Raw genomic sequence first — 18,873 nt, forward strand, 5'->3', positions numbered from 1 at the left:
CACATCCTTTTGTTTGAGGGAGTTTTCATATGTCACAATCAAGAACAGTGAATCCGTCTTCAGGGTTGAACGGGGAGATTACCGTCCCTGGCGATAAATCCATTTCTCATCGTTCCATCATGTTGGGTTCTTTGGCCGATGGGGTCACGTTGGTACATGGATTTCTGCATGGGGAAGATAATCACGCTACCCTCAACGCTTTTCGGTCCATGGGTGTTGAGATTGAAATTTTGCCCGGCGATATCCTCAAAATACATGGGCGAGGGTTGGACGGTCTAAAAGAACCCCAGGATGTGATCGACTGCGGCAATTCGGGAACGACCATCCGTCTGATGACCGGCCTGCTGGCAGGCCAGCAGTTTTTCAGTGTTCTCACAGGCGATCGCTATCTGCGCAAGAGACCCATGCGAAGGGTGGTAGAGCCTCTTTCCCGAATGGGGGCACGTATTTGGGGGCGACAGGGGGGACAGTTGGCGCCTTTGGCGCTACAGGGAGGGAAGTTGGAGGGCCTCGACTATGATTCTCCCATCGCTAGCGCCCAGGTAAAGTCAGCGCTGCTCCTGGCCGGCCTTTACGCGGAGGGTCCCACCACGGTGAAGGAGCCGCATCTTTCCCGGGACCACAGCGAGCGCATGTTGTCTTATTTCGGGGCCAGGGTAGAGCCATTTGACGGAGGAGTACGGATATTCCCCAGGCCAGACCTGAAAGGTCGTGAAGTCCATGTCCCCGGGGATATCTCCTCGGCTGCCTTTTTCATGGTAGCAGCCCTGGTGACCCCTGGTTCCGACCTGCTTATTCGCAATGTCGGGATCAACCCGACCCGTAGTGGTATCATCGACATTCTGCAGGCTATGGGAGGTGATTTGACCATACTGGATCCCCGCGAGCATTCCGGCGAACCAGTCGCCGATATCCATGTCAAAAGCAGTGTCCTGCAAGGCATCGACATCGGAGGAGAACTGGTGCCGAGGGCTATCGATGAGTTCCCCGTTGTCAGTGTTGCTGCCTGTTTTGCCCAGGGTCAGACGGTTATTCGCGACGCCCGTGAACTGCGTGTCAAGGAAACGGATCGCATTGCGGCGATGACATCGGAACTCACAAAGCTTGGCGCCCTCATTGAGCCACGGGAAGACGGCATGGTCGTTACGGGTGGGCATCCGTTATGCGGGGGAGAGGTTACCTCCCATGGCGATCATCGCATAGCCATGAGCATGGCCATCGCCGCCCAGGTTGCCTCCGGACCGGTAACGGTTGACGATGTGCGGTGCACATCTACATCGTTTCCCGATTTTTGGGAATTGCTCGACAGTGTTCGTAGCTAATCGTGCATGAGCCCTTATCTGTCTGTCTTTTATTGGGTCTATGTTGGAGTCTGCTAAGTGAAAAAAGAATTGATTGTAGCCATAGATGGACCCTCGGGTGCCGGCAAGAGCACCCTGAGCAAGCGACTTGCCGGAGAACTGGGGTATATCAACATCGATACCGGCGCCATGTACCGGGCCTTTGCCCTTGCCGCCCGGAATGAAGGGGTTGATCCTGCTGACGAGGCGGGCCTGGCCCTCCTTTGCCCCCAAGTCCTGATCGAATTCTCCCGAGAAGATGGACAGGAGAAGGTTTTTCTTAATGGAGAGGATGTCACCACTAAAATCAGGACCCCCGAAATCAGTCTACTTACTTCCCGGATAGCTGCCTGCCCTGCCGTTCGACACACCATGGTCGATCTCCAACGGCGCATGGGCGCGAAGGGTGGTGTGGTGCTGGAGGGGCGTGACATCGGCACGGTGGTCTTCCCGAAAGCAGAGGTAAAGTTCTTTCTCGTGGCCACTCCAGAGGAACGTGGACGGCGACGCTATGAGGAGTTAAAAGCCAAGGGACTGGAGGTCGGTCTCGATCAGACCATTGCCGAGGTGGAAAAGCGTGATGCCGATGACAGTTCCCGCGCCGAGGGGCCCCTGCTTCAGGCCGATGATGCCATCCCTATCGATACCACTCGGATGACTATCGATGAAGTTCTTGCCGAAATGCTTCGCGTTGTTCAGCGTGTTCTAGCGGCAGAACGGGAGGCTGAGATCTAAGCATGAAGATCGTTCTGGCAAAGAGCGCCGGTTTTTGCTTCGGTGTCAAACGGGCGACCAGCATGGCATTCGACTCTGCTGCTTCCCATCCACGCATCTGTTCGCTGGGACCCATCATTCATTCACCACAGCTGGTCAAAAAGCTTGAAGAAGAGGGCGTGAGCGTGGTGGACCGTGTGGAAGATATCCGGGATGGGGCTGTTATCATCCGTTCGCATGGTATAACGGCCAATGAGATGGCAGACATCGCTACCAAGGGATTGGAGGTCGTTGATGCGACCTGTCCTTTTGTCAAAAAGGCACAGGATCATGCCGCCATGCTCAGCTCAGAAGGGTATGTGGTTGTTCTCGTTGGCGAGGAGGAACACCCTGAAGTACAGGGCATAGTCTCTTATGCCGCCGGCGTTAATGTTTATGTCGTCCCGGATCAGGAAAAGGCTGAAGGGATCCCACGCAGCAAGAAAATAGGCGTGGTGGCGCAGACAACCCAACCTTTCGAGAACCTGCGCCAGGTTGTCGACGTCTGCTTGCGGAAAAGTAAGGAGCTCCGTGTTTTCAATACGATCTGTGACGCAACTTCGGTCCGTCAGAGTGAGGCCAGAGATATTGCCAGGCAGGTCGATCTTATGTTGGTCATCGGCGGATTTAACAGTGCCAACACAAACCGTCTGGCCCAACTCTGTACTGAGATCCAGCCGAGGACCTATCATGTTGAAACCGCAAACGAAATCGAGTCCTCCTGGTTTGAGGGAGTTAAAACCGTTGGAGTTACTGCCGGAGCCTCAACGCCGCAGTGGATCATCGATGAAGTTTTGGATCGGGTTTCAGGACTGAAAAAATAAAATAATTTGTTTTTCTAAAGGCTTTGTGCTAAGTTTCGTCGTCGTGGCCGTGGCCATACTGTCTGAAAATGACAGGAAATTCGCTAGGGGGTAACACTTTAATGGTGGAAAACAAAGAAAACGTAAACGAACTGATGGAGAACGAAGACGAGTTTGGGAGCATGGAAGAAAGCTTCGAAGCCCTTTTTGAGAACAGCCTCAAGGAATTGAAGGCGGGAAACGTGGTCACCGGCACCATCGTTCAGGTCAACCCTGATTCGGTTGTCGTCGATGTTGGCGGAAAATCGGAAGGTCTTATTCCGATCGCCGAATTTCTTGACGATAACGGCCAGGTGAAGACCGATCTCAAAGTTGGCGATCAGTTCGACGTTTTGATAGAGCGTACTGAAAATGAAAACGGTCTGATCAGCCTCTCGAAAGAAAAAGCTGATCGGATGAAGATATGGAATACCCTGGAAGAAGGGGCCGATGTCGAAGGACGTATCGTTTCCCGTATCAAGGGCGGACTCTCGGTGGATATCGGCGTAATCGCATTTCTCCCCGGTTCGCAGGTCGATCTTCGCCCTGTGCGCAATCTCGACAAGATGATCGGTGAAACTTATAAATTCAAAATCATTAAGCTTAACAAGCGCCGTGGCAACATCGTGCTCTCTCGTCGTGTCCTTCTCGAAGATCAGCGGGAAAACCTCCGCGCCGACACCCTCGAAAAGCTGGAAGAGGGCCAGGTTTTTGAAGGCATTGTCAAGAATCTCACTGACTATGGCGCCTTTATCGACCTTGGCGGCATTGATGGCCTGCTTCATATCACCGACATGTCTTGGGGCCGGGTCAGCCATCCCTCCGACATTCTGTCAGTCGGCGATAAAACCAAAGTCAAGGTGCTGAAGTTTGATCGTGAAAAAGAGCGCGTCTCTCTTGGCCTCAAGCAAATCACGCCTGACCCTTGGCTTGAAGTCGAGTCCAGGTACCCCGTTGGCATGCGCGTGACTGGCAAGGTCGTCAGCCTTACGGATTATGGCGCGTTTGTTGAGTTGGACGAAGGCGTTGAAGGTTTGATTCATGTCTCTGAAATGAGCTGGACCAAACGGATCAAACATCCCAACAAGGTGCTCAGCATCGGTGAAGAAGTTGAATCTGTTGTGCTCGCTCTGGATATTGCCAACCGTCGTATTTCCCTTGGTCTCAAGCAGGTTGAGCCCAATCCCTGGGATGTGATTGGTGAGAAATTCCCCGCTGGCACCGTTATCGAAGGGCAGGTCAAGAACATCACCGATTTTGGAATCTTTGTCGGCGTTGATGAAGGGATCGACGGTCTGGTCCATATCTCTGACCTTTCCTGGACCAAGCGGATCAAGCATCCTTCTGAAGTTTACAAAAAAGGCGATATCGTTAAAGCGGTTGTTCTTAACATTGACCGCGAAAACGAGCGATTCTCCCTCGGTATCAAACAGCTGGCCATGGATCCTTGGGAAACCATCCCCACTCGGTACGCCCCTGGGACCATTATCCGTGGCAAAGTCACTTCCGTAACTGATTTCGGCATTTTTGTGGAAGTTGAAGAAGGTATCGAAGGCCTGATTCACGTCTCTGAAATCAGCAAGGAAAAAATTGACTCTCCTAAGAGCTTTGCCAATGTCGGGGATGAACTCGAGGCTGTTGTGCTCAATGTTGATACATCTGACCGCAAAATCGCTCTCTCTGTTAAACATCTGGCTAATCAGAAAGAGAAAGCCGAGGTCGACGCTTTCCTTGGTGCGCAAAAGAGTGCAACCTCCAATTTTGGAGATCTGTTGCAGGGTGCCTTGAGCAAGGCCGGCGAAGACAAGTCTGAAGACTGAGTCTTGCTGACGATGACCATCTGGAGCCCCCGTCCACCAAGGCGGGGGCTCCTCCATCTCAGGCGATTTACATGAAAAAAAGACCATTCTTGATGGCCCTTATTGTCCTTGGAGCCATCTTTCTTTTTTTTCTTCTCCTTGTTGGCATCATATCCAGCATGACCGGAACATCGACTTCTCTGTCCATCGGTGAAAAAATCGGTGTTGTCGAAGTCAGGGGAGCCATTACCGCGTCCGAAGAAGTCACTCTGCGGCTGGTACAGCTGCGCGAAGACAACAGCATAAAGGCTGTGGTGTTGCGTGTTGATTCCCCTGGTGGCGGGGTAGGGCCGTCGCAGGAAATCTATACAGAAGTTCAGAAATTAGCCCAAGTGAAGCCCGTTGTTGTTTCCATGGGATCCGTCGCGGCCTCAGGTGGGTATTATATCGCCATCCCTGCGCATCAGATTGTCGCCAATCCTGGAACCATAACGGGTAGTATTGGTGTCATTATGGAGTTCACCAATTTTCAGGAACTTCTTCAGAAGATAGGGCTTAAAAGTCAGGTTGTGAAAAGTGGTGAGCATAAGGATATCGGTTCCCCTGTTCGTCCCATGACCCCCGATGATAGGCAGATTCTACAGTCTCTAATTGATGATGTTCACTCCCAATTTGTTTCAGCTGTGGCTCAAGGCCGTGATCTTCCGCTTGATCAAGCCAAAGTATTGGCCGATGGGCGGATTTATACGGGCAGACAGGCTCTTGATGCCGGGCTTGTGGATAGGCTTGGCAATATGCAGGATGCTATCGATCTCGCGGCTGAATTGGCCAATATTGATGGTAAACCTCGCGTCGTCTATCCCCGTGAATCCAAACCAAAAATTTTAAACTATCTTGTTGAGGAAACCTTTAATTCTTTGCGGCAAGGACTGCAGGAACAATCTCTTGGCGGGATGCAATTTATCTGGGAAGGTTTAAATTAGGAGGCATGTTGTCATGACTAAAAGTGAGTTGATCGAGCGTTTGTCTTTTGAAAGTACCTCTCTCAACAAAAAAGAATCTGAACTGATCGTCAATACTATTTTTGACAGTATTGGTGGGGCTTTGATAGACGGTGAACGCGTCGAAATTCGTGGTTTTGGTTCTTTCACTGTTCGCGAAAGAGATGCTCGCGAGGCCCGTAATCCGAAAAGTGGTGAAATTGTAAAGATTTCTTCCAAAAAAACGCCCTTTTTCAAAACAGGTAAAGAACTCAGAGAAAAAGTCAACACGGATTGATTTTTTTGTCTTCAGATTTCAAAGAAATTTCCAGCGTCAACGCTCGCGCATTGAAAGTGTCATGTCCATAAGAAAAGCCCTGTCCATCTGCTATGGACGGGGCTTTTGAATAGTAGATAATCAAGGTACTCTCTCATCTGCATTGCCGATAAGAGAGCCATTTCTATTTTGTTGGTTGGATGGCAGGCGTTTTCGTGCCTTACGGCAGGTTTCCTATGGTTTTTAGATTTGTGCCTCAGAAGGAACACACTGGACAGCGTATCGATCAATTTATCCCAGTCATTGACCCTTCCTTTTCTCGAAGCAAAATTCGCAAAATCATCGATATCGGCGGTGTTCATGTCGGCGGTCGGCGTCTTCGTAAATGTTCTTACCCAGTACAGGCCGGGGAGCGGATTGAAGTCCATGTGGATGGTCGTCCGCTGGAAATTTTTTCTCTCACGCCTGAAAACATAATTTACCAGGACCCCTATATTGTGGTCATCGAAAAGCCCCCCGGAGTCGAAACGCAACCAACTCCTGCCCGCTACAAAGGCACGCTTTATGAGGCTCTTCTCCGGTATCTTGCAAATCCATTTCGTCCTCAGGATACTCCCGAACTTGGTATGGTCCAACGTCTTGATCGCGATACATCCGGAATTCTTGTTTTCTCGACTCATGCCAGGTCTCACAAAAACCTGACACATTCTTTTGCTTCCCATCAGGTCGAAAAACGGTATCTCGCTCTCGTCAGTGGACGACCCGAGAAGGAGCATGGAGAAATTCATTCATTCCTGGCGCGCAGAAGATCTGACAACCGCATGAAATCTGTCGAAAGGGGAGGTAAGGAAGCAATAACCCGGTATCGCGTCCTGCAAACAATCTCCGGTTGCTCTTTGCTCGAAGTCGAAATTCTCACCGGTCGATCACACCAGATTCGTGTTCATCTAACAGAAGCCGGCCACCCCCTTCTCGGTGATACCCGATATGGCGGCCTTGATCATGTGGAGTCTTTGTCTGTCGGAAGGCAGATGCTCCATGCCTGGAAGATAGTCTTTCCTCACCCTGTTTATGGCGATGTTAAAGTATTGGAGGCACCTGTCCCTTCTGATATGAAAAGGGTGGTTGAGGAGCTCTCTTGAACTGACCTGGTTGTTGTGCCGCATAAGCCTGGAAATCATGCTTTGTCTTGTCGGAACGATCCGAATTCTTTAAGGAAGTGTCATGTTGACTTATCCTCAGATAGATCCAATCATTTTTCAAATTGGCCCCCTGGCTGTCCGCTGGTACGGCGTGATGTACCTTGTGGGATTTATCATCTCCTATTTCATCATTGGACATTTGTCTCGTCAGCGCGGTCTGGGGATTGATCGTGACGGTATATCCGATCTTCTCTTCTATGCCGCGCTTGGGGTTATTCTGGGAGGAAGGTTAGGGTACACTCTGTTCTATAAGTTCTCTTACTACCTCTCTCACCCGTTGGAAGTCCTGGCCATATGGGAAGGCGGCATGAGTTTTCATGGGGGATTGCTCGGTGTCGTGATCGCTGTGATTATTTTCTGCAAGCGTCGGAAGATTTCCGTCCTGTTGACTGGCGATATCCTGGTGACTGCTGCTGCAGTTGGTCTTGGGCTTGGACGTATTGGGAATTTTATCAATGGGGAACTGTGGGGGCGAGTGACGGATGTGCCCTGGGGGATGATTTTCCCACAAGCTGGTTTGCTTCCCAGACACCCGAGTCAGTTGTATGAGGCTGTTTTGGAAGGACTTGTTCTTTTTATTGTTTTATGGTTTTTGCACCGGAAGAATCCTCCTGCCGGCGTCCCTTTTTTTATGTTTTTTCTCGGGTATGGCTTTTTTCGATTTATGGTCGAGTTTTTCAGGCAGCCCGACGAACATCTCGGCTTTCTCTGGGCGGGAGCCACCATGGGGCAGTTGCTGTCCATCCCTATGGTCATGGTTGGCGTGATTGGTCTCTGGGTCATTCTAAAAAGGAATAAATGACGTGTCTAAGGTTTGCGCTATTGTTTTTGACTGCGACGGAGTTCTTTTTGAAAGCCGCGTTGCCAACCTGGCCTACTATAACAGGGTTCTTGCCCATTTAGGCGTTGAAGAAGTCAGGTCTGAAGACAAAGAACGGGCTCATCTCTGCCATACGGCAGCAAGTCCTCAGGTGTTTGCCACACTTCTGGGAGAGGCCATGGTGCCCACTGCGCTTGATATTGCCGCGAAACTCGATTATCGACAATTCATCCCTTTCATGAATCCAGAACCTCAGCTCTACAGCACCCTCGAAACGCTGGCTCAAAATTTCCCTCTGGCTATCGCGACCAATCGCGGCAACAGCATGGTAGAAATTCTCCAACATTTTGGATTGGAAAGATTTTTCCAGGTGGTAGTGACCAGCCGCGATGTGCCCAGGCCCAAGCCCTATCCGGATATGCTCTTTTTGGTCGCAGAGCGACTGGGGATGGCTTGTCGGGATTTGCTTTTTGTTGGAGATTCAGATTTGGACCACGAAGCGGCCCGGGGGGCGGGTGTCCGATTCGTGGCCTATAAGGGGATGACTGCCGGAGATTTTACCATCTATGAACATGCCGAACTGGTGTCTTATCTAAGCCTCTAGTGAAACTTCTTTTCCATGATCAGAACATGCCCCTTGCCTTCTTTACGATAGACGACCTGATCCATGAGAGTTCGAATGATATAGACTCCCCGACCGTGCTCATCAAGATTTTTGAAGTCAGGTGAGGGGAGGGAGTTGATGTCGAACCCTTGCCCTTCGTCGTAGACAAGGATTTTGAGGGTTTTCTCCATTATGGATATGGTAATGTGCAGCTCTTTGCCAGGATCGTCCTCGTTGGCATGTCGTATGGCATTGGTCATGGCTTCTGTCAGAACCAGGTTCAGGTGATAGGCCAACTCTTCCCGATCTCCCTTGTACCTCTCCAGAGTCATGGCAAGGCCTTCCCCAATTTTCCCAATCAGACTCAGGTACCGCGTCTGGTTGGGAACCTTGATATCCACCTCTATTTTTTCCATCTTAATCCCCCCCCGGGAAATGGATGTTTAAAAACTACTCAGGGCTTCCTCTGATCCCGGGAAAATTTCAAAAACACGGTGAAGGCGAGTCAGTTCGAACATGGACCGGACCTGTGGCTGTAATCCGCAAAGCTTGAGATTTCCGTTGCGGGCACTGGCGTTTTTAAACCCCGAAACAAGAGCGCCAAGCCCTGATGAGTCGACAAAACGGACTTCGCCCAGGTCAACCACAATGTCATTCTTGCCCTCCTCAAACAGGTTGAGCATCTGTGCCTTAAGATCGCTACTGTTGTGGGCATCCAGTCTCTCTTCCTTAATCTCAATAAATACGACCGCGCCTTTGTCCTCAATGTTCAAAATCATGGCCAATCTCCTGTTGATGATAAATGTTTCTGACTAACCAACTGAAATGTTTATAACATACCTGTGCCATTTTTGTAATCGGCAAGTCCAAGCGAGTTTTCCCCTACGCATCGATCTTCAGAACGACGAGAGATACATCATCGTTGAAATGGCGATTTCCGGTGAATAGTCTAATCTGGTTCAGCAGACTTTCAATGATATCGGCCGGAGGGAGTGTTTCAGAAGCTTCAAGCACCTGGCAAAGACGTTCCTCGCCAAAGAGTTCACCGTCAGCATTGGCCGCCTCCGTTAGACCGTCCGTGTACATGAGTAACACGTCCCCTTTTTGCAGGGTGGTTTTCTTTTCTTCAAAGTTTACATTTTGTAGAACACCGAAGATAAGTCCTTCCGCATCGAGCCGTTCGCAGGTTTCCCGGCGCTTGTTGGCAATCAATGGCGGATTGTGACCCGCATTTGAGTAAATGAGGGTTTTGGTAGCGGGGTCGAACTTGACATAAAACATCGTGATGAAAAGTTCGGTGCGAGTGAGATCCTCATAAAAAAATTCGTTGATCGCAGTCATTACTCCGCTGGTGTTTCCTATACTTTGAGTTCGGGATTGAATGAATGTGCGGGTTTCGGCCATAACCAAGGCGGCGCCAATGTTATGCCCGGAGACATCCGCAATGACCAGATCCAGTTTACCGTCATCCCGGAGCAGAAAATCGTAGTAGTCCCCACCGACCTGGCGGGCAGGCACGCACAATCCCGCCAGGCTGATCCCATCTATCTGGGGAGTTTTGGTCGGGAGCAGTCCAAGCTGGATGGTTTTGGCAATTTGCAGTTCCCGTTCGTGTTCCTTTGCTCTAATCAGATCCTCAGTCTGCTGGGCATTCCGCCAGGCCACACCGATCTGTCCAGCCAAACTGTCAAAAAGCTCCACAAATTCTTCGGTAAATATCCCTTTGGACGAGCGGGAAAAACACGATAAGACCCCAATAGGTTGGCCCTCGATAGAAATGGGGGCATGGGCGAAAGACTGAAAGCCCTCTGGACCGGCAATATTCTCTGCTTCTGGTTTGTCCAGCAAATCGCAATCGTTTTCAATTTTAGTTTTATTGTCAAGGAAGGCTTCACCAATACAGGTTTCACGGTTCAGTTCCCGCGGTGAGGTGGCTCGCTCGGTGCGAGCCTTGCCCCGTTGGCTGACTACGGTCAAGGCGTTTGTCTGCTCATCAAGGAAACGGACAACGCATAGATCGAACTTGAACTGTTGAAGGAGCAGTTCGAGAATATTGTCCAGGATAGACTTCAGGTTTTCACCGCTGGCCACCAGGCGGGCCGACTCATAGAGGACGCTAAGCTGGTCGCGACTGGCTGTTCTACTGAGAGTGACGGTCCCAAAGATATCGAAAACGTCTTCCATCTTGCTGCCCTTGGTCGCAAGATAGTTTTCTATAATAATTCTGGCCGGTGCAGCGCCGACAGATCCGGCCAGCGTTCGTTCAGTGAATCTTTTCAGAGAGGGAAGCTCATATTCTGACAAGCTCCCTTTTTCATCGATATCTCTGTCATTGAGGTATTCTGTCATGGCAGCGTGGGCCTGTTTTTCGCCAATGAACTTGGTCATGAGTTCGATAAATTCCACCAGCGTAGGTGCACCACTCAATCGCTTGCGCTGGGGAGGCTCTTTGCTGGGCTCAAAGGCATTGATAAACTTATCGGCTTGCTCGATCTCCCTTTTGCAGGGTTTGGTCAAAAGGGAGAAGGTCAGAAAAGCGCCGAGATTGAAAAACATGGTCCAGAAGAGGGCGTGTGACCACTTGTCGAATCCGGACAAGCCGAAAAGTTCTTGAGGCCTAAGAAGAGCCAGACCAAACAGGCCTTCTTCCAGGATGCGATGCTCCAGCCAGCCCGCCTGGACAAATGAGGGGAGAAGCAGGGTATAAAACCAGAGGGCAAAACCAAAAATCAGGCCGGCTGTGGCACCTTTCCGAGTAGCCCGTTTCCAGAAAAGACCGCCCAGGACGGCTGGAGCAAATTGAGTTGCCGCCATGAAGGAGATTAGCCCGATGTTGACCAGGGCGCTGTATTCCCCTGCCAGTCGGTAATAAAGATAGCCGAGAAAGATAACGGCAAAAATGCCGAGTCGTTTTATGTTAATCAACAGGCGAGAGAGATTCTTCGACCCGAAATTGAGTCGGTTGATGACCGGCATGACCAGGTAGTTGTGTACCATGGTTGAGAGAGCGACGGACTCCACCATGACCATGCCGGCGGACGCAGAAAATCCCCCGATAAAAACCAGCATGGCCAGCCAGGGATGCCCCGTGACGAGAGGCAGGCTGACGACATAGTAATCGGCCCCGGCTGCTTCACCCCCTGTAAGAAGCAAGCCACCAAGCGCGATGGGGATGACGAAGAGGTTCATCAGGAACATGTAGGCTGGGAAGCGCCACATGGCATCACGGATATGTTTTTCATCGGAGTTTTCAATGACCATGATGTGAAACTGACGGGGCAGAAACATGACGGCCATCATGGAAATGAAGGTTAATGAGAACCACATGGGGTAGGGGATGGAAGCCGTGCCGAGCAGGACAAGATCTTTGCGTTCTGGGAAGGTTTCCAGAAATTTTGTGAAGATGTCGGAAAAACCATCAAAGAGTCCGTAGGTAACAAAAATGCCGACGGATACAAAGGCAACGATCTTGACGAGAGATTCCAGCGCGATCGCCGCGACCAGTCCTTCATGACGCTCAGAGGCATCGAGGTGCCTGGCGCCGAAGAGAATGCCGAAGAGAGCCAGCACCAGGGCGACAATGAACGCGGTATCAATGTAAGGGGGGAGAGCTGGAATGAGATCGCTGAGACCGTGCCCAATGGCTTCTGGGGGGGCGGACAGCAGGTCAAAGGTGTAGGCGACGGCTTTAAGTTGTAAGGCGATGTAGGGCATGATGCCAATGACGGCAAAAATTGTAACAACAGCCCCCAGAAAGGCCGATTTGCCGTAACGGCTTGCTATAAAGTCCGCAATGCTGACGATATTCTGCTCTTTACTGATACGGACCATTTTGCGCAGGATAATCCACCAACTGAAGGCTATAAGGGTAGGTCCAAGATACGTCGGTAGAAAATCGAGACCGGATGTGGCGGCCCGTCCTACACTTCCGTAAAAGGTCCAGGAGGTAAAATAGACGGCCAGTGAGAGAGAATAGATGTAACTGTTGGATATGATGCTTTGCCCGGCCTTCCGCTTTCTGTCGGCGTAATAGGCGACAGCGAAGAGCAGGCCGAAGTAGGCGAGAGTGACAGATGTGACTAAAGCGACAGGCAGCACTCAGCGAACATCCTTTTCGTCTTCAGGTTGGGTGGGGGTGCCATGGTTATTGCTTTTGAGGGTTCGGGTGAAAAAATAGATTACGGCAATGGATGCTGGCCATCCCACGAGGAGATAGAGGATAAGAAGAGGTATCCCGAAAATCGTGGTTTCCTTGTTGAAAATATGAATGAAAGGGAAGTTGATCATAACCAGACCCAGGATGAAAAAGAGGATCCAGGCATCCCGGAGTTGTATGGGATAGTGATCTTTCATATGCGTGCCCTCGCCTTGCCAATAATATGCCTCAAGATTATATGGACAGTATAATCAACATCTTGTGATGTGTCGACTGTTATAACTTCGGATCTCTTCTGAACCGGGTCAAAGCAGGCGGCCTGCTTTCCGTACAGCTCCCTGCGACCATCCGAAGCATCCATCTCCTGTTTTTGCCGCTGATCGAGGCGGTTCAAAGCTGTTTCCGCAGGACATTCCGTGACAATTAGAAAAACAGGAACGCCTCGTTGGCGAGCCATTTCAAAAAAACGGTTACGTTGGTCTTGTTGGGAAAACGACGCGTCCACCAGTACCGATTGTTCTTTCTGTAGAGACTTTTCTGCCATGTCAAGCAGCGCATCATAGGTTTTCTGCGTGACATTCCGTGTATAGAGTCCCTGGTTAAAAGAATCTTCTTCCCGTCTCAATACAGGCAGCCCGTGGAGCTCTTTGCGGACCTCGTCCGAGCGCAGGTGCAGAGCATTGATGGCCCTGCATAAGCCTTTCGCCACCGTCGTTTTACCCGTCCCCATAAGCCCGCAGGTTAAGATGATCATTTGAGGACAGAGATAACCCAGGGCCAGGCTGAAATAACGTCGAGCAAGACTCTTTGCTTCCAACTGTACGGATTCGGCGGCCTCTATATCCCCTGCGAGAATCGAGTTGACTTTTCCCCTGACAAAAGCACGGTAGACCTTGAAGAAGGGTAGCAAATCTTCCCAGTCAGTTCCCATATCCATATTGGTTCTGTAGGCACCTAAAAGAGTTGTGGCCAACTCCCATCTCTTCCTGAATTCCAGGTCCATCAACAGAAAAGCGACATCTTCCACAATATCGCAGATACGAAAACGCTCACTGAATTCGATACAGTCGTAAATACAGATTGGATCGCTCAAGCAGATATGTTCGGCGTGCAGATCCCCATGTCCGTCGCGTACGAAGCCTTGTTTTTCTCTTGTTGTCAGCACGGTGCCCTTGTCCCGGATAAAGGCCTCAACCCAGTCCTGGAGAATGGTTTTTGCTTCAAGCTCAATCGTGTCACCTACATACGGTTCGATCTGGTTAAAATTTTCTTTCCAGTTATAGGCTGTCTTTTGTCGATAAGAAAGGGTGGGGTGGCGGACTATTTCGGCGTGTTTATGAAAGAACGCCAGCCGATGGCCTAGACGGTCCATGTCTTTTTCGAGGTGCGGAACCTTGTTTCTGATCAACTGATCGAGCATGCGGTCTTCCGGTAGCCTTTTCATGTGAACGGCATATTCTTTGATTTCTCCCGGCCCATTTAACTGATAGCCGTTCTTGCCGAAATAAATCGGAAGTACGCCGAGGTAGGTTTGCGGACACAAACGCCGATTCAGGCGGACCTCCTCAAGACAGTAATAACGGCGCTGGTCAAGGCTGGAAAAATCTAAAAAACCAAGGCTTACAGCTTTTTTGACCTTATAAACGTGTTGGGTCGTGAAATAAAGCCGGGAAATATGCGTTTCGGAAAAAGTCACCGGACCATTTTCGCTTGGGTAAAAAGTAGGCGAGAGCATTGCCCTATGCAGAAGAGACTGTGCATCCATGGAGAGCCTTGTTCTGTAGAAGAGTTTGAAAAATTTTAACAGAAGGGATATCGGTGTAAAGGAATAGAACCAGCCGGGAAAAAAATTGACGCCAAAAAGTGAGTATGATATCGTTTTGCCTCGTATTTTCAGTGGTTTTGGCAGTTTTAGGGTGTCGCATCCCCATGGCTGGAGTTCCTATGAATCTTCGCATATATCTTGTTTTGTCCCTGCCATTTTGGCTGGCTGGCTGTGTTTCGACACCTGCCATCCACCACGACGGGTTTCAGGAGGCACCTTACGTCTCCCAGATCACGGACAATAAGACTAAGGCCCTTCATTACTTCAGTCTCTACCGACTGGCTGTCGGTGACAGGGATATGAAAAGGGCACAGGAGATGCTTCGTTCTGCGCTGGAGGCCGATCCTGATTCTTCCTTCCTGAAATATGCTCAGGCGCAGCTGGCCATACACCAGAGTGATGACGAAGGAGCGCTCAGGGCCGCCGAAGACGCTGTTATTCTCGATCCTGAATACATCGACGCCCTGCTTTTCCTCGGCAGTCTGCATTTCGCCAAAGGGAACAACCGTCAGGCTGTTGAATATCTGGAGCGGGTGGTTGCCCTCGATCCCGAGGAAGAAAATGCCCTATTGGAATTGGCTGTTTCACATGCCCGTCTCGGTGACACTGAAAAGGCTATTGATCTTCTTACCCAGGCGATAGAAGACAAGCCTGATTTTTATGCGGCACAACTCACCAAGGCTCGAATTTACCGAGAAATCGGCTTGACCGTTCCTGCGGTGGAGACCTATCGGGAGTTGATACGGAACAGACCTGATCTCGAAACCGCCTATGTGGAACTCGGCAGCCTTTATGAGGAAAAGGCGGAGCGTGCAAAGGCTCTTCAACTCTATAGACAGGGAATGGCAGAGGTTCCAGACAGTTTTGCTCTGCTCAATCGTCTTGCCCGTCTTTATATTCTGGATAACCGGCTCGATGACGCGCTGTCTGAACTGCGGCGAATTGTGACCCTGAATCCTGGCGAGGCGGAAGCCTGGCAGAAGATAGGCCTGATCTATCTGGAACAGGAACGGTTTGCTGAAGCAGTCGCTGTCTTCCGCTCGCTGCTGAAAAACAATCCCTACCTGGAACAAGCGCGGTTTTATCTGGGGTCGGCCCTTGAGCGACTGGAGGATTGGCCTTTGGCTCTCGAAGTCTTTTCCCTGATTCCGGCAGAATCGGAACTCCATGCCGACGCCCGCTATCACATGAGTTATCTTCATTTTCGTCTGGGGCAGACAGAAAAAGCCATCGCAGTTCTGGAAGACGTTTTTTCCCGGGGGAGCGGCCGTGCAGACGCCTATGCTTTTTTAGCTTCGCTTTATGAGGGCGAAAAGCGCTACGACGAAGCACTTTCAACCTTGCAGTCGGGGCTGACTCTTTTTCCTGAAAGCTCCAGCCTTCATTATCAGAGGGGACTTGTGTATGAGAAAGCCGGGCAGCGGCAAATGGCCCTTGGGGCCATGCGACTGGCTTTGGAGGTTGACAGTGACCATGCCGAAGCGCTCAATTTTATCGCGTATCACTATGCGGAAACCGGCGAGAACCTCGACGAAGCCCTGACTATGGTGCAAAGAGCCCTGTCCATCAAGGAAGAAGGGCATATCCTCGATACGCTAGGTTGGGTTTATTTCAGAATGGGACGTTTTGGCGAGGCTGTGACAGCGCTGGAAAAAGCAGCTGCTCTTCTGCCCCAGGACCCCGTTGTTCTTCAGCATCTGGCCGAGGCGTATGCCGCTGTGGGGGACATTGGAAAAGCTCGGCAGGCCTATGAAGGAGTTCTTCGCATTGATCCCGATGCGTCAGAAGTCCTGGAGAAATTACGGGGTCTTCAGCAGTGACATCGATGATCTCTGTGGAAAAGGCTGGCAGCATTTTCATGCGCCTGACCGTTTTTCTCCTTTTTCTGACTCTTCTGGCGAGTTGTGCGCCCAGGGTGATTTTTGTTCCTCCGCCCATGCCTGCGGATATCGAAAAGAGTCTTCTGGCCCAACTGCAGGATTCTGGCGGCAATTTTCAGTCTCTGAGAGGCCTGGCAAAGGTGCATATTTCCACTCAGGATCGTTCGATCAGAGTTAACCAGGTTGTGCTTCTGGAAAGACCGTCCAACCTGCGCACCGAAGTAATGGGACCTTTTGGGCAGACCTACATGATCCTGGTGAGCAATAAAGATCGACTGTCCGTCTATCTCCCTCACTCGGGTGAATTCTACGAAGGTAAGCCCACTTCTGAAAATCTGGGTAAATTTATACGTCTTCCCTTCGAAGTTGAGGACCTGGTCAACCTATTCCTTTACCAGGTTCCCCTGATGAATTTTCTGCATACCGAGGTTTCCTACACGTCTGAAGGCAATTACCGTCTCATTCTTTATGGGGAAAATCAGTATCGTCAGGTGGCTGTTTTTAGCTCTGATCTGCGTCTGCTGTCATCGGCTTATTTTCGGGGGGCAGAGAAGCTTCTTTCTGTTGTCTATAGCGATTTCGCCTCGGGCTCACCGGCTTTCCCCCATAAAATAGGTTTCGAGATTCCCGCAGGACAGATCCAATCCCAGGTGACGTTTTCCGAGGTTGATGTCAATATTCCAATGGCTCACGAGCGCTTTGATATGACTGCGCCTGCGGGTGTCACCATAAAGCCCTTGCCCTGATTTCCTGGAGTTCTTCAATGAACCGCTGCTGCCTTTTCTTCGTGTTGATCTTTCTTTTGTCAGGCTGTGATCCCCAGGATCTGCCTTCTCCTGATGATGAGTTCTCTAACGAACCGTCCTATGGGGATACGATCATCATGGGATCCATTGGCGACGCCAGCAACTTGCTGCCTGTTCTGGCTTCCGATTCTTCCTCTTCCGACATTAATGGTCTGATCTACAACGGCTTGGTGCGTTACGACAAAAGCTTTAACATCGAGGGCGAACTGGCAGAATCCTGGGAAATTTCCGACGATAACAGGACCATTACCTTTAAACTGCGCCCTGATGTGCGCTGGCATGATGGCACCCCTTTTACCTCAGCCGATGTGCTGTTCACATACCAGCTATACGTGGATCCCAAAACTCCCACCGCCTATGCTGAACAATACCGACTGGTGAATAGGGCTGAAGTTCCTGACCCCTTGACGTTTCGAGTATCTTACGAGGAACCCCTGGCGACTGCTCTTATCAGTTGGGGGGTCTCCATCATGCCCAAACACTTGTTGGAAGGTGAGGATGTCACCCAGAGTCCCTTGTCCCGAGCGCCTGTGGGTACCGGCCCTTATGTGTTCAAAGAGTGGAGCCCCGGCGAAAAAATTGTTCTGGAGGCCAATGCGAGTTACTTTGAGGGGAAACCTTATATCAAAAGGGTCCTTTACCGGGTCATTCCAGATCAGTCGACCATGTTTCTGGAGCTTCTTTCCGGAGGCCTTGATTACATGGGGCTCAATCCCATTCAATTCGAGACACAGGCTGATACTCCTGCTTTCAGGCGCCGCTTCAATAAATACCGCTACCCCTCCTCGGGCTATACCTATCTGGGATACAACCTGCGAAAACCCCTTTTTCAGGATAAAAGAGTGCGGCAGGCCATCTCGTATGCTATTGACAAGAATGAACTGATTGATGGCGTTTTGCTCGGGCTTGGGCAGGTGGCGACAGGCCCCTACAAGCCCGGTTCGTGGGCCTACAACCCTAATGTAAAAACCTATGCCTACAATCCTGAAAAGTCGCGGTCTCTGTTGGCGGCAGCCGGTTGGCAGGACCATGACGGGGACGGGATCCTGGATAAGGACGGGAAACCTTTTTCCTTTATCATTGTCACCAATCAGGGCAATGACCAACGCATCAAAAGTGGTGAAATTATACAGAGACGTCTGCGCGAAGTGGGCATCGATGTGCGCTTGCGGGTTATCGAGTGGGCTTCTTTCCTGAAAGAATTTATCAACCCCGGCAACTTTGATGCCACTATCCTGGGGTGGACCATTCCCCCCGATCCTGATTCTTACAATGTGTGGCATAGCAGTAAAACGCGACCTGGAGAACTCAACTTCATTCAATTCCGCAACACTGAAGTTGATGAACTGCTGGAGAAGGGACGACGAACCCTTTCGCAGGATGAGCGCAAGAAGCTTTATGACCGTTTCCAGGAAATCCTCGCCGAAGAGCAGCCTTACACCTTTCTTTATGTTCCTGATGCATTGCCTGTTGTGGCCGAGCGTTTCCAAGGGATTGAGGCCGCCCCCGCGGGCATCATGCATAATTTTATCGAGTGGTATGTTCCCGAAGGCAAACACAAATACACTCGCTGACCCCTTGTCCGCAGC

Annotated in this window: 17 protein-coding genes; 12 read left to right on the forward strand and 5 right to left on the reverse strand. The window is 50.7% G+C overall.

What is annotated here, in order from left to right; all coding sequences use genetic code 11:
• Window positions 1-29 precede the first annotated feature (29 nt).
• From aroA to AOP6_RS07220, 9 genes are all read left to right on the forward strand, one after another.
• Complete coding sequence (gene aroA / locus AOP6_RS07180; RefSeq protein WP_155876074.1) at window positions 30-1,322, forward strand: 3-phosphoshikimate 1-carboxyvinyltransferase; 1,293 nt, start codon at window positions 30-32, stop codon at window positions 1,320-1,322.
• A gap of 57 nt (window positions 1,323-1,379) precedes the next feature.
• Complete coding sequence (gene cmk / locus AOP6_RS07185; RefSeq protein ID WP_155876075.1) at window positions 1,380-2,075, forward strand: (d)CMP kinase; 696 nt, start codon at window positions 1,380-1,382, stop codon at window positions 2,073-2,075.
• Between the two features lie 2 nt (window positions 2,076-2,077).
• Complete coding sequence (ispH, locus tag AOP6_RS07190; protein WP_155876076.1) at window positions 2,078-2,917, forward strand: 4-hydroxy-3-methylbut-2-enyl diphosphate reductase; 840 nt, start codon at window positions 2,078-2,080, stop codon at window positions 2,915-2,917.
• A gap of 101 nt (window positions 2,918-3,018) precedes the next feature.
• A complete protein-coding gene (locus AOP6_RS07195) occupies window positions 3,019-4,755 on the forward strand; it encodes a 30S ribosomal protein S1 (protein WP_155876077.1) in 1,737 nt (578 codons plus the stop codon).
• A gap of 71 nt (window positions 4,756-4,826) precedes the next feature.
• Window positions 4,827-5,717, forward strand: coding sequence for a signal peptide peptidase SppA (gene sppA, locus AOP6_RS07200; protein WP_155876078.1), 891 nt, complete (start codon window positions 4,827-4,829; stop codon window positions 5,715-5,717).
• Window positions 5,718-5,730: 13 nt separating this feature from the next.
• Entirely contained in the window at window positions 5,731-6,012 is a 282-nt protein-coding gene (locus tag AOP6_RS07205; protein ID WP_155876079.1) for an integration host factor subunit beta, read from the forward strand.
• 215 nt (window positions 6,013-6,227) lie between these two features.
• Window positions 6,228-7,133: an RluA family pseudouridine synthase gene (locus AOP6_RS07210; protein WP_155876080.1), complete on the forward strand. Its 906-nt coding sequence runs from the start codon at window positions 6,228-6,230 to the stop codon at window positions 7,131-7,133.
• 85 nt (window positions 7,134-7,218) lie between these two features.
• Window positions 7,219-7,995 carry a prolipoprotein diacylglyceryl transferase gene (lgt, locus tag AOP6_RS07215; RefSeq protein ID WP_213194841.1) on the forward strand — a complete coding sequence of 259 codons (777 nt, stop codon included), beginning with the start codon at window positions 7,219-7,221 and terminating at the stop codon, window positions 7,993-7,995.
• Between the two features lies 1 nt (window position 7,996).
• The gene (locus tag AOP6_RS07220; RefSeq protein ID WP_213194815.1) at window positions 7,997-8,617 is read left to right on the forward strand and encodes an HAD-IA family hydrolase; all 621 of its coding nucleotides are present in this window, start codon (window positions 7,997-7,999) and stop codon (window positions 8,615-8,617) included.
• Here the strand turns inward: AOP6_RS07220 and AOP6_RS07225 are convergent.
• The 5 genes from AOP6_RS07225 to AOP6_RS07245 all read right to left on the reverse strand — a co-directional run bounded on the left by AOP6_RS07225 (window position 8,614) and on the right by AOP6_RS07245 (window position 14,538).
• On the reverse strand, window positions 8,614-9,039 hold the full coding sequence (locus AOP6_RS07225) for an ATP-binding protein (RefSeq protein WP_155876083.1): 426 nt from the start codon (window positions 9,037-9,039) through the stop codon (window positions 8,614-8,616). The two genes, AOP6_RS07220 and AOP6_RS07225, sit on opposite strands and share 4 nt — an antisense overlap.
• 21 nt (window positions 9,040-9,060) lie before the next feature.
• Window positions 9,061-9,396, reverse strand: a complete 336-nt coding sequence (locus AOP6_RS07230; protein WP_155876084.1) for an STAS domain-containing protein — start codon at window positions 9,394-9,396, stop codon at window positions 9,061-9,063.
• Window positions 9,397-9,499: 103 nt separating this feature from the next.
• A complete protein-coding gene (locus tag AOP6_RS07235) occupies window positions 9,500-12,715 on the reverse strand; it encodes a SpoIIE family protein phosphatase (RefSeq protein WP_155876085.1) in 3,216 nt (1,071 codons plus the stop codon).
• Window positions 12,716-12,970 carry a hypothetical protein gene (locus AOP6_RS07240; RefSeq protein WP_155876086.1) on the reverse strand — a complete coding sequence of 85 codons (255 nt, stop codon included), beginning with the start codon at window positions 12,968-12,970 and terminating at the stop codon, window positions 12,716-12,718.
• The gene (locus AOP6_RS07245) at window positions 12,967-14,538 is read right to left on the reverse strand and encodes a bifunctional aminoglycoside phosphotransferase/ATP-binding protein (protein WP_155876087.1); all 1,572 of its coding nucleotides are present in this window, start codon (window positions 14,536-14,538) and stop codon (window positions 12,967-12,969) included. Before AOP6_RS07245 ends, AOP6_RS07240 begins: the two co-directional genes overlap by 4 nt.
• Before the next feature lie 179 nt (window positions 14,539-14,717).
• Here AOP6_RS07245 and AOP6_RS07250 point away from each other — a divergent pair, with 179 nt between their 5' ends.
• The 3 genes from AOP6_RS07250 to AOP6_RS07260 are packed head-to-tail and all read left to right on the forward strand — an operon-like array spanning window position 14,718 to window position 18,858.
• Window positions 14,718-16,418 (forward strand): tetratricopeptide repeat protein, encoded by a 1,701-nt coding sequence (locus AOP6_RS07250; RefSeq protein ID WP_213194816.1) that lies wholly within the window; start codon window positions 14,718-14,720, stop codon window positions 16,416-16,418.
• Between the two features lie 5 nt (window positions 16,419-16,423).
• A complete protein-coding gene (locus tag AOP6_RS07255) occupies window positions 16,424-17,224 on the forward strand; it encodes a DUF4292 domain-containing protein (RefSeq protein ID WP_155876089.1) in 801 nt (266 codons plus the stop codon).
• 17 nt (window positions 17,225-17,241) lie between these two features.
• Window positions 17,242-18,858 (forward strand): peptide-binding protein, encoded by a 1,617-nt coding sequence (locus tag AOP6_RS07260; RefSeq protein ID WP_155876090.1) that lies wholly within the window; start codon window positions 17,242-17,244, stop codon window positions 18,856-18,858.
• Window positions 18,859-18,873: the final 15 nt, after the last annotated feature.

It is taken from the genome of Desulfuromonas sp. AOP6 (genome assembly GCF_009731355.2).
Classification (GTDB): Bacteria; Desulfobacterota; Desulfuromonadia; order Desulfuromonadales; family SZUA-540; genus SZUA-540.